This window comes from Microbulbifer salipaludis (assembly GCF_017303155.1).
Lineage (GTDB): Bacteria > Pseudomonadota > Gammaproteobacteria > Pseudomonadales > Cellvibrionaceae > Microbulbifer > Microbulbifer salipaludis.
In genome coordinates this window covers 1,173,651-1,185,458 of sequence record NZ_JAEKJR010000001.1, presented here as the reverse complement: position 1 = coordinate 1,185,458, position 11,808 = coordinate 1,173,651, and the positions used below count along the sequence as shown (strand labels likewise).

The following is an 11,808-nucleotide window of genomic DNA, read 5'->3' as shown; positions in this document are numbered from 1 at the left end:
CTAAACCGCAATCACAAGAAAAGTCCCGATGGATACCAGTGATCAGAATCCGAAACCCTGTGACGTCGAAAAAATAGCGATTTTTGTAGATGTGCAGAATGTGTATTACACAACCAGGCAGGCATTCCGCTGCAACTTCAATTACAACGCTTTCTGGTCCCGAGCCACACAGGGGAGGCAGGCAACCACCGCCATTGCCTACGCCATTGATCGCGGTGATCCTAAGCAGCGGGAATTTCAAAATATACTCCGGGCCATCGGCTTCGAGGTAAAGCTGAAACCCTATATTCAGCGATCCGATGGCTCGGCAAAAGGCGACTGGGATGTGGGCATCACCATCGATGCGCTGGAACATGGGAGTGCCGCAGACACCGTCATTCTGGTCTCCGGCGACGGGGATTTTGATCTTCTGGTGAAAAAGCTGCGCCACGACCACAACAAACAAGTAGAAGTGTACGGGGTTCGCGCGCTGACCGCGGGCACACTGATCGACGCAGCGAGCACATTCATTCCCATCGACAACGAACTGCTACTGCGCTGACTGAATAGGGCACACCCCTAGTGCCCCATTAAAATGGATTCAGTGTATACCCTTGCTGCTGCAGCAACGCATTTGCCGTCATGGCAGACAGCGCCATATTGATACCGGGTAGCAAGTGCGCATTTTCAATACCGTAGTACGCGGCAGACTGGCCACACAGATGTATCGTCACACCCTGCTCCTGCAGCGCCTTCAGCAGCGGTGCATTGGGATTTTTAATCCCGAATTTTTTCTCGAACTGCGGGTTGCTGAGCAGATCGAACCCTGCCTTGCCATGTACCACCAGCGCCAGCGCAATCTGCTCAGGGGGAACGCCGGCACGCGCCTGCATGTTCAGGAAGCGAGCGAGGTTTTCAAACCGACGATTGGCTTTGTCTTTATCACCCTGATCCGCCACATCGAATACCACCTTGAACTGCTCATGCCCCTTCAACGGAACCGTCTGTTTTACTCCCGCTACACCGCCATAATTCGTAATCACCGGCCCCTTGGAAAACTCCGCGGACAGGGTCAGCGGTGCAATGAACAACAGGGCAAGCAAAATGCCGACAGGGGTTTTCATATCAAATTCCTTCTGGGGTCAAACACCGGGGGTTAAGTCTTTTGAAACCGGCGATTGATACCCTCAATGCGTTTATTGTGTAACAGCTGCCAATGTCGGCGCATTTACATCAGATTCACACTGCGCCAGTTCAAACCGATTACGACCAGACTGCTTGGCGCGATACAGTGCGGCGTCAGCGGCTTCAATGAGCTGCATGGCAGAGGCAAAGTTTTGCTGCTCGAAGGTGGCAATACCGATACTTGCGCTCAGGGAAATTCCGTCCAGTGCCAGTTCCGATACGAGTTTGAGCAGTCGCCCAGCAACCGCAGATGCCTGCTCACGGTCAGTGCGGGGCAGGAGGATTGCGAATTCCTCGCCACCGTAGCGGCAGGCCAATACCGGTTTGCGCACCTGCTTTCGCAACAGCTGCCCGACCGCACACAGGGCATCATCACCGCGAACATGTCCCAGTCGATCATTGATCGCTTTAAAGTGGTCGAGGTCAAGGATCAACAGTGCTAGCGGCGTTCCACTGCGAGCTGCGAGGGTAAACTCCCTCGCCAACCGCTCATCAAAATAGCGGCGGTTGAATAGAGTGGTCAACTGATCCGTATAACCGTACCGCTGTATTTCCCCTACTCTGGCACCCAACGCCAGCGACAACAGCACCATCTCTACCAACGCACCTACCTGAAAGGCGTTGTGGGTAAAACCGTTATGTGGCACAAGGCCGAACGTTTTCAGCATGTAGATGACCACACTCACCAACAGTGCCGCCCACCCCACCAAAAAGTAGCGCGCAGGGACCGAGCCGCGTAACAGGCTGATCACCCCCATCACCATGAACAGAATGGAGAGCATCAGGGTTAACAGCGCTAGAACCACGATCATCGGCCCATAATCAACGAAAGGGGCAATAGCTGTTAACGGGAACAGTGCGTAGAGAACCCAACGGGCAACCCGATCGGTACGCGGAGCCAGGCGGGGGCCAGAACAGATGGTGCGCACAAACTGAATGCCGAAGATCAATGTCAGCCCAAGCAGAATCAGCAAGCTCTGATTGGCCAGCCAGGGGTTTCCGGGCCACAGGTACTGGAAATAAACACCATTGTGCACCCCGAAATAAAGCCCATAACTGATGGCATAACCCATGTAATAGGCATAGGCCCGATCCCGCACGGCCAGAAAGAGGAACAGGTTATAGATCACCAGTACGAGGAATCCACCGTAGTAGATACCCAGCAATATTTGCTCTTTCCCCAGCTGTGGTAGAAAGGCGGTCTCACTGCTCACGCTAAGGCCGATATTCATCGAGCCCGCCGTCTGGTAACGTAAGTAAAAGGTGTGTGTGGTGTTTGCGGGTAACGTGATCGGGAAAACGAAATCGCGCAAATTCAAGGGTCGGGAGTCGAATGGGCGCCGGTCACCGGTTGCCGTATGCCGCCAGCCGCCATCAAGAGAAGGCTGCCAGAAATCCAGTTGGTCAATCAGTGGATAATCCTGACGAATGATCATCCCCATCGGGGCATCGCTGGTGTTCTGTAAGGTAATCGCTACCCAGTAGGCCGCTTCACTAAAACCAAAACTTGCATTGACGCCACTCTGCCACCGTTGCGATGAAGCCGCCCACACATCCTGAAGTTCCAGCTTACCCGGCTCATCGACCAGGATTTGCAGATACGGAGTAAGACTTTGCGGGCGCTGTCCCTCCCCGACAACAAACGGGCTCGCCCCGGCACTCAGCGAAAGGCCTATCAGCGCCACCCCCCAAACCCACCGTGCGAATTCCATCGCGCTCACTTCCCACGCTTCTTTTATTGAATTAATGACGCGAAATCTTACCACACTGTCGGCGAAAACCCCGTCAAACAATGGAGTCAGCCTAAACTTGAGCCATCCCAATAACAGGTAATAGATGTCAATACTGACTTCCACGGATCAACTGGCACCCCGGGTCCGCAACCGGCATACAAGCCAGGGGAAAGGACACTGAGAAACACCTATGGATTTGACGCATCGACAGACCAGCTACAGGGCAGCGCCCTTCGCACTCCTCTTCATCCTGCTTTGCACATCTGGCGTTTTTGCTCCCCGGGCACAGGCAGACTGCCAGCCGGTCCCGCCGATGTCCGGCGATACCATTACCTGCTCCGGTAGCGATCCCGGATTTGCGGTAGATAACCTCAGAGAACTAACGATCGATATTCTGCCGGGGGCCAGCCTGAACGGGACCATCGCCGCCACCGATGTAAATATGCTCACTATCGACAATGCAGGCATTCTGCAAAGTGTCAGCCTGCTCAACATTGGCATGTTGAACTTTGACAATGCGGGAACCATCAATCAGGGGCTGGAAATGTCCGGAGATGGTGACCACAACATCGTCAACCGCGCCACAGGTAACATCAACCAGTTCCTGACCATTAACGGTGATGGTGACAATTCCGTCGTCAACCAGGGCACGCTGAATCAGGGTATTACCGCCTCAGGGAATGGCTCCCTGCGTATCACCAACGAGGCAAGCGCCACGCTCAATTCTGGGATCCAGGTTACCGGCAACGCGGACACCCTGGTCGACAATGCCGGCACCATTCAAGGCGCCGCCGTGTCACTGGACAACGGCCGCGACACCGTCATTAATCGCGCCGGTGCCCGAATCAACTCTCAGGTGGATCAGGGCTCGGGCGATGACACCTTCGTGATGGAGGGTGGCTTTGTAAATTCGGTGCAACAGGGCGACGGGAAAGATCAGGCGACGATCCTCGGCGGAGTGCTAACCAGCTATATGGCCGGTGCGGGCGATGACGAGCTGACCTGGAGTGGCGGACAGGTTCGCAATCTGGATATGCAAGATGGCGACGATAACGTCCGCCTGATCGGGCTGACCGACACCAACCTGATGGGGTACCCCATCAATGGCGGTCTCGGAACGGACGAGCTGGAGTGGGAAAACACCATCGGTGGCCGACCCGACCGCTTGACCCAATGGGAACAGATCAGACTGCTCAGCGGGTCCGAACTGACCATGAATGGTGACCTGATACTTGGCGACAGTGGGACGAACACGGGCAGCCTTTTTATCGACCGCAGTGCCACACTGTTTGCCAACCAGGGCCAGCGACGAATCGCACCGGCGGTACCCGGCAATAGCGTTGACTTGAGAAACGCTGGCCTGATCGATATGACCGGTAATAACAGCCCCTTCGATATTCTCTCCCTCACCGGCGACTACCTCGGCCAGAATGGGCGCATGGCACTCGATACATTCCTGGCCAGTGATGACTCGCCCTCCGATTACTTGCGCACCATCGGCAATGAGCAGGGCTCTACCCAGCTGTTTATCAACAACACCGGTGGCCCCGGCGCACTCACGGTTGCAGATGGCATTCTGGTCAATCTGGTCATCGACGGCCGCAGCACACCCAGTACTTTTTCCCTGGCGAACATTGTCGCTGCCGGGCCCTATGAATACTTGCTGTTTCGCGGCGGGGTAAGTGCGGGTACCGAGAACAACTGGTACCTGCGATCTCATATCGTCAGTAGCTCATCGAGCAGCTCCTCAAGCTCAAGCTCCGGCGGTTCGTCGGGTTCGAGCTCGGGTAGCTCCAGTAGCAGCTCCTCGAGTGGCAGCTCTTCAAGTAGCTCTTCTAGCGGTAGCTCCGGTGGCAGCACGTCCAGTAGTTCGTCAGGCTCGAGCTCGGGTAGCTCCAGTAGCAGTTCTTCCAGCAGCTCGTCCAGCTCCAGCTCCGGCGGCACCAGCAGCAGCTCGTCGGGCTCGAGCTCGGGTAGCTCCAGTAGCAGCTCGTCCAGCAGCTCTTCCAGCTCCAGCTCCGGTGGCACCAGCAGCAGCTCGTCGGGTTCGAGCTCGGGTAGCTCCAGTAGCAGCTCGTCCAGCTCCAGCTCCGGCGGCACTAGCAGCAGCTCGTCAGGGTCGAGCTCGGGTAGCTCCAGTAGCAGCTCGTCCAGCAGCTCTTCCAGCTCTAGTTCCGGTGGCACCAGCAGCAGCTCGTCGGGTTCGAGCTCGGGTAGCTCCAGTAGCAGCTCCTCGAGTGGTAGCTCTTCAAGTAGCTCTTCAAGTGGCTCTTCTAGCGGTAGCTCCGGTGGCAGCACATCCAGTAGTTCGTCCGGGTCTTCTAGCTCCTCGGGCTCTAGCTCTTCCGGGAGCTCTTCCGGCAGCAGCTCCAGTTCCTCTGGGAGCTCTTCCAGCAGCTCCAGTAGTTCGTCCAGTGGCAGCTCCAGCTCAAGCGGCAGCTCGTCGTCTGGCGGGGTCATCATTCCGATCTATCGGCCCGAAGTGCCCACCCATGTTGCACTGCCCTCGGTGAGCCGGGCCCTGACCATGGAGACCCTCGGCACGTTTCACGAGCGCGAGGGCGAGCAAGCCTGGTCGAAGCGCAATAACGGCAGCAGTGCACTTTGGGTACGCGCTTTCGGCGACCAGCTCAAGCTCAGCCAGGGAGGTACCGTTGACCAGAAGTACGATGGGAACCTGTGGGGAATACAGCTCGGTGTTCCCATCTACGGTCGCAGCAGTGCCGGCGGACAAAGGGATATATTCGGTGTGATGATCGGTCGCGGTGGCGCCAACGGCGATGTGAGTGGATTCGCGCTGGCCCAGAAAAACCTCGCCACCGGCAAGGTGGAGCTGGATCAATACAATCTGGGCGGTTACTGGACCCACCATTGGCCCGGCGGCGCCTACTTTGACGGCGTGCTGTTGTTATCCAGTTTTGACGGAGAGAGTCGTTCCTACCGAGGGGTGAGCGCGGATATCGATGGCAACGAAATCACGGCCTCCATGGAGGTTGGTATCCCCATTCCACTCGATGGGACCTGGACGCTGGAACCCCAGGGGCAACTGATCTGGCAACACCAAAACATGAGCGGTTCGCAGGACAGATTCTCAAATATCTCGTTCGATAATGTGAATGCATTGACCGCGCGCATCGGCGGTCGATTTGTTGCCGATATCCTGCATGGAAACAGCTTGTGGCGTCCCTACTTCAAGGCCAACATCTGGTATGAAGACCACGGCTCCGACCCGGTCTATTTCAATACCACCCCCATATTCGTAGGCCGGGGGCAGACAATGCTGGAAACCGGGATCGGCCTGACGGTCGACTTCAGTGGCACAACCAGCCTGTTCGGCATCATCGACTACACCCAGGATATTGATTCCGGTGAACTGGAATCATTCGAGGCGCGCTTGGGATTCCACAAAAAATGGTAGGCAGGCAAAGACAGGATCAGGTTAATGTACGTGATGCGCGGCGTGGATTGCGCGCAATACTTCAGGAAAGTATCAATCCATGAAAGAATCAGCGCATAAAAGAATCGACCTATTAAGGAATCGACGGTGCGAATCTCCGCGCTCTACCATTTTCCGGTTAAATCCCTGCAGGGGCACAAGTGCAAGTCTTTGCCACTGGACCAGTTCGGTGCGGTCAACGACCGCCGCTGGATGCTGGTGGACGACAACAACCAGTTCGTCACCCAGCGCCGTCTGCGCGCCATGGCGCAACTCAAAGCCACGGTAACCGGGGCCGGCGTACGTCTGGAAAATACCGAGGGGGTCAGTATTGATGTACGCCAGCCAGAGGCTGATGCAGATGTGAGAGAGGTACGGGTCTGGGATGACGATGTGCTTGCGCGCGATGCCGGCGATGCGGCCGCGCAGTGGTTGAGTGAGCAGCTAGGCACAGCGGTGCGTCTCGTCGCCATGGGGGAAGAATTCCAGCGGCCGCTGGTGTCGCCGCGAGAAGATCGCCAGGTGGGCTTTGCCGACGCTGCGCCACTGCTGGTGATCAGCCAGGCTTCTCTGGAGGATCTCAACAGTCGCCTCGCCGAGCCGGTCTCCATGCTGCGCTTCCGCCCCAACCTGGTGATCAGTGGCTGCGAACCCTTCGCCGAAGACCACTGGAAAACCCTCACGATACACACCCATGACGGCCCCCTGGTATTCGATTGCACCCACCCCTGTGCGCGCTGCGCCATCCCCGGCCTGCATCCGTTTACCGGACGCGCGCAGAAAGAACCCCTGCGCACGCTGGCCAGCTACCGGCGCTGGGAAGACGGACAGATTTATTTTGGGATGAACCTGGCCCCGGCCTCCGCCGTGCAGGCACCGGCCAGCATACACATCGGTGACCGGGTGGACGTGCGTTGACGCAACCGCGGGACTCTATACCGCCAGATATTGTCGAATCAGCGCATCGTCCAGGTTTGCCATCTTGTCCGCGGCCACCACCGAACCTTTCTGCATCAGGCGGAACTCTTTACCCACCCGACGCGCAAACCCCAGCTTCTGCTCCACAAGTATCACCGTCAGCCCGTCGTTCTCATTCAGTTGCATGACGACATCCCCGATCTGGCGAACAATATTCGGCTGAATGCCCTCATTCGGCTCATCCAGAATCAGCACCTTGGGGTCAATCACCAGGGCGCGACCAATGGCCAGCTGTTGTTGCTGACCACCAGACAAGTCGCCGCCACGGCGGTGCAGCATATCTTTCAATACCGGAAACAATTCGAACACCCGCTCGGGAATTTTCTTCAGCCCGTCCCCCCGCGCCGGTAATCCGATCTGCAGGTTTTCCTCCACCGTCAGCAGCGGAAAAATATCCCGCCCCTGAGGCACATAGCCAATGCCCATTTTGGCCCGCGCCTGCGCCGGGCTACCTTCTATTGGTTTACCCCGATAGAGAATGCGCCCAGCACTGGCCGGCAACAGTCCCATCAGGCACTTCAGCAACGTCGTTTTGCCGGCGCCGTTGCGGCCCATAATGCAGGTACAGGAGCCCTGTTCGATGTCCAGATCGAGATCCCACAGAATCTGGGTGCCGCCGTATTTCTGATTGAGTTTTTCAATCCGGATCATGCTTCCTCCCCGAGATACACTTCAATAACCTCGCGGTTGTTCTGCACCTGATCCATCGTGCCCTCTGCCAGTACCGAGCCCTGATGCAGCACCGTGACGGTACGCGCAATGCTGCGCACAAATTCCATATCGTGCTCCACCACAATCACCGTATGCTTGCCCGCCAGCGAAGTGAGCAGCTCGGCGGTGCGCTCGGTTTCTTCCGCGGTCATACCCGCCACCGGCTCATCCACCAGTAATAGCCGCGGCTCGGCAGCCAGTAACATGCCGATCTCCAGCCACTGTTTCTGACCGTGGGACAGGGACCCGGCCAACTGGTAGCGGGACTTCTCCAGGCCAATGATATTGAGCACCTCATCGATACGATCGCGTTCGCTACGGGAAAGGCGCGCGGTGAGTGCACTCCATACCCCTTTACTCCCCTGCAGGGACAATTCCAGGTTGTGAAACACCGTGTGCGCTTCGAATACCGTGGGTTTCTGGAACTTGCGGCCGATACCCAGCTGGGCAATTTCCGCCTCGTCGTGGGCCAGCAGGTCGATATTCTGGCCAAACCAGGCGCTGCCACTGTCGCAGGGTGTCTTGCCGGTAATCACATCCATCAGGGTGGTCTTGCCTGCCCCATTGGCGCCGATCAGGCAGCGCAGCTCGCCGTCGTTCACATACAGGGTCAAATCGTTTAACGCCTTGAAGCCATCAAAGCTGACATTCAGCGACTCGAGATACAGAATGACATTCTTGGAGACATCCGGAGAGCGCCGGCGCGGCACCAGAAACGGCCACGCCGTATCCCGGCGCAGCAACTCCCGCGCGGGGCCGGTAATTGAATCGAAATTTGTCATGCGTTGACCTCCTGGGGGCCGATTCCGCCGCGGTTGCCCGCAGGGACTTTATCCTGCGCCGGCGGCACAGGGGCATCATCAGGAGAGCGTTGCAACAAACCTGCCAGCCCTTTGGGCAGGTACACGGTAACGATCACAAACAAGGCGCCGAGGGCAAACAGCCAGCCGTCGGGCATAATGGCGGTAAAGCGGGTCTTGGCGTAGTTCACCAGCAAGGCGCCAACGATGGCGCCGTACAGCGTGCCGCGGCCACCCACCGCCACCCATACCACCACCTCAATGGAGTTGAGCGGGGTAAATTCGCCAGGATTGATAATCCCTACCTGTGGTACATACAGTACGCCCGCCAGCGCTGCGATCAGTGCCGAGTACACGAACAGCCACACCTTGTAGTGTTCGGTGCGGTAGCCGAGAAAGCGCGCACGCGCCTCCGCATCCCGCACTGCCACAATCACGCGGCCAAGGCGCGACTGCACAATCGCGCGGCTGCTGAGAAAGGCGATCACCACCAGCAGCGTGGTCGTCAGTAACAGCGCCACCCGTGTGCCATCGGCCTGCAAATCAAACCCGAGAATATCCTTGAAATCCGTCAGCCCGTTGTTGCCGCCGAACCCCATTTCATTGCGGAAAAACGCCAGCATCAACGCATAGGTCAGCGCCTGGGTCATGATGGACAGATATACGCCGGTCACCCGCGAGCGAAACGCCAGCCAGCCAAAGATAAAGGCCAGCAGCCCCGGCACGGCGAGCGCCACCAGCATGGCGAACCAGAACTGATCCATACCAAACCAGTACCACGGCAGTTCCTGCCAGTTTAAAAACACCATAAAGTCCGGAAGATCCGGATTGCCATACACACCGCGGTCACCAATCTGGCGCATCAGGTACATGCCCATGCCGTAACCGCCGAGCGCAAAAAACGCCCCGTGGCCGAGGCTCAGGATGCCGCAATAGCCCCAGATGATATCCACCGCCATCGCCAGCATGGCAAAGCACAGATATTTGCCCATCAGGGTGATGGAGTAGGTACTGACATACAGGGGCGATTCCGCAGGCAACAACAGGTTGGCGGCAGACATGGCCAGCGTTGTTACCAGCAGCGCACCCACCAGGAAGGAAGACCCCTTACCGGGCTGGCGCAGCTCAGCGAAGAGCCGGCCGATTTTGTTTGTTGCGGTATTTACTGCGCTCATTCTGCGGCCCTCCCACGCTGGGGAAACAGCCCTTTGGGGCGCTTCTGGATAAACAGAATCAGGCAGACCAGTACGATGATGTTTGCCAGCACCGCACCCGTCGCCGGCTCGAGAAATTTATTCGCCACACCGAGCGAGAACCCACCCACCAGTGTACCGAGCAGATTACCCACGCCCCCGAATACCACCACCATAAACGAGTCGATGATGTATGCCTGCCCCAGATTCGGGCCCACATTGGTTAACTGCGACAGGGCAACACCGGCCACACCGGCAATGCCAGAGCCGAGCCCAAAGGTCATGGCGTCCACCATTTCCGTGCGAACCCCCATGACTTTTGCCATGTCACGGTTTTGAGAGACCGCGCGCACGTTGAGTCCCAGGGAGGTTTTTTTCAACACCATCACCAGTGCCGCAAACACCGCAAGCGCAAACAGCAGGATATACAGACGGTTATAAGTAACAGAAAAGACCGGATTGATCGCCAGCGAGCCGCTCATCCACTCCGGGGTTACCACCTGCATATTCAGCGGCGAAAAAATACTGCGTACCGCTTGCTGCAAAATCAGGCTGATACCAAACGTCGCCAGCAGCGTTTCCAGCGGGCGCCCCTGTAGATGACGGATGACACCGCGCTCGATCAGCACCCCCACGCTACCGGACACCAGAAAGGCCGCAGGCACCGCAATCAATAGTGAGTAGCCGATGGCTTCCGGCATCAGCTGCTGAATTACATAGGTGGTATAGGCGCCGAGCATGATCATTTCGCCGTGCGCCATGTTGATCACACCCATGACACCAAACGTAATGGCAAGGCCAATGGCGGCCAGCACCAGCACAGAACCGAGACTGAGCCCGAAAAACAGCTGTTCCAGCTGGCCGTAGAATTCGATGCGCTCGGTAATTTTATCCAGCGCCTTTTGGGCCGCCGCTTTCACGGCGTCATCCCGTTCATTTTCATTGTCGAGCAGCCGGCGCAGTTGATTGCGCACCGGGGCCTCCAGGTGTTGGCTCATGGCATTGATCGCCGCAACACGCTCATCGGTGATGGTACTTTGCCGCAAGCGCACCATGGCTTCCGCCAGGCTGATCAGATCGGCAACCTCGGCACTTACCCCGGCCTCGGAAGCGCTTTGTAACAGGCGCATGTTCTCGGTAGACAGATCGTCCAGCATGGCCAGTAGTGCCATCCGCTGCTGCTCTGGATTGCCCTGCAGCAGATTGATCCGCGCGATGGCATCGCGCAGCTGACCGCGCAGCCGATTGTTTACGCGAATTTTCTTGATGTCCCGTCGCGCCTGTATCCCCAGATCTGCGCCAGTAAAAACATCCCGACCGAGGTAATCGCCGGCGGCGTTTTTGCTAACCGCCATCAGATTTCCCGTGGGCTTGTGATAGTGCAGATCACCGGCGAGCATGGTTTCAAACAGTGGCCGCATGGCGGCACCACCGGAATCCTCCAGCTGCTTCACCAGTTCCCCGGTCTCGCGCAGGCTGGCCTTCGTTAACTGCTGTAGCGTGGTCTCTACGGCAGGTGGTACAGAGTGTGTCTGTGCCTGCACACAAATAACGGCGAACGCCGTCATCAGCAGGGCACAACTCAGTATCAATTTTTTCACAAAAAACTCCGCGCACGGCTCGGCCACAATATGGCTCGTCACTCGGCAGAAGTCGGTCTGCTCCGCTCGGATGATTTGCCAGGCACTGTAACCAAACAAAAACGAAACAAGCCCCGGACAGTCCAATACGTTGCGTATTGCCGGGGCTAACTCCCTGACCGAAGTGCTCTACAGGCAGAGAACACTTCGGCT

At 57.5% G+C, this 11,808-nt stretch carries 10 protein-coding genes and 1 pseudogene; 4 read left to right on the top strand and 7 right to left on the bottom strand.

What is annotated here, in order from left to right; genetic code table 11:
* The first annotated feature begins 28 nt into the window (after positions 1-28).
* Complete coding sequence (locus JF535_RS04995) at positions 29-541, top strand: LabA-like NYN domain-containing protein (RefSeq protein WP_206999735.1); 513 nt, start codon at positions 29-31, stop codon at positions 539-541.
* Positions 542-569: 28 nt separating this feature from the next.
* Here JF535_RS04995 and JF535_RS04990 read toward each other — a convergent pair whose 3' ends face one another.
* Together JF535_RS04990 and JF535_RS04985 are read right to left on the bottom strand one after the other, a co-directional pair.
* The gene (locus JF535_RS04990; RefSeq protein ID WP_206999734.1) at positions 570-1,103 is read right to left on the bottom strand and encodes a DsrE family protein; all 534 of its coding nucleotides are present in this window, start codon (positions 1,101-1,103) and stop codon (positions 570-572) included.
* A 72-nt stretch (positions 1,104-1,175) separates the two neighbouring features.
* The gene (locus tag JF535_RS04985; protein WP_340674125.1) at positions 1,176-3,020 is read right to left on the bottom strand and encodes a diguanylate cyclase; all 1,845 of its coding nucleotides are present in this window, start codon (positions 3,018-3,020) and stop codon (positions 1,176-1,178) included.
* 67 nt (positions 3,021-3,087) lie between these two features.
* Between JF535_RS04985 and JF535_RS16980 the strand changes: the two are divergent.
* Positions 3,088-4,503 (top strand): annotated as a pseudogene (locus tag JF535_RS16980) (autotransporter outer membrane beta-barrel domain-containing protein); the annotation flags it as partial.
* 110 nt (positions 4,504-4,613) lie between these two features.
* Here JF535_RS16980 and JF535_RS04975 read toward each other — a convergent pair.
* Positions 4,614-5,360 carry a hypothetical protein gene (locus JF535_RS04975; RefSeq protein ID WP_206999730.1) on the bottom strand — a complete coding sequence of 249 codons (747 nt, stop codon included), beginning with the start codon at positions 5,358-5,360 and terminating at the stop codon, positions 4,614-4,616.
* A 19-nt stretch (positions 5,361-5,379) separates the two neighbouring features.
* Between JF535_RS04975 and JF535_RS04970 the strand changes: the two genes are divergently transcribed.
* Both JF535_RS04970 and JF535_RS16935 read left to right on the top strand, forming a co-directional pair.
* Positions 5,380-6,315, top strand: a complete 936-nt coding sequence (locus JF535_RS04970; protein WP_206999728.1) for an autotransporter domain-containing protein — start codon at positions 5,380-5,382, stop codon at positions 6,313-6,315.
* A gap of 126 nt (positions 6,316-6,441) precedes the next feature.
* Positions 6,442-7,251: an MOSC N-terminal beta barrel domain-containing protein gene (locus JF535_RS16935; protein ID WP_206999726.1), complete on the top strand. Its 810-nt coding sequence runs from the start codon at positions 6,442-6,444 to the stop codon at positions 7,249-7,251.
* 15 nt (positions 7,252-7,266) lie between these two features.
* Here the strand turns inward: JF535_RS16935 and urtE are convergent, their stop codons facing one another.
* Genes urtE through urtB form a run of 4 tightly spaced genes read right to left on the bottom strand, consistent with a single transcriptional unit; the run spans position 7,267 to position 11,616 of the window.
* A complete protein-coding gene (gene urtE / locus JF535_RS04960) occupies positions 7,267-7,962 on the bottom strand; it encodes an urea ABC transporter ATP-binding subunit UrtE (protein WP_206999724.1) in 696 nt (231 codons plus the stop codon).
* Positions 7,959-8,804, bottom strand: coding sequence for an urea ABC transporter ATP-binding protein UrtD (gene urtD / locus JF535_RS04955; RefSeq protein WP_206999723.1), 846 nt, complete (start codon positions 8,802-8,804; stop codon positions 7,959-7,961). The genes urtE and urtD overlap by 4 nt, the downstream gene beginning before the upstream one ends.
* Complete coding sequence (gene urtC, locus JF535_RS04950; RefSeq protein WP_206999721.1) at positions 8,801-9,997, bottom strand: urea ABC transporter permease subunit UrtC; 1,197 nt, start codon at positions 9,995-9,997, stop codon at positions 8,801-8,803. The genes urtD and urtC overlap by 4 nt, the downstream gene beginning before the upstream one ends.
* On the bottom strand, positions 9,994-11,616 hold the full coding sequence (gene urtB / locus JF535_RS04945; RefSeq protein WP_340674124.1) for an urea ABC transporter permease subunit UrtB: 1,623 nt from the start codon (positions 11,614-11,616) through the stop codon (positions 9,994-9,996). Before urtB ends, urtC begins: the two co-directional genes overlap by 4 nt.
* Positions 11,617-11,808: the final 192 nt, after the last annotated feature.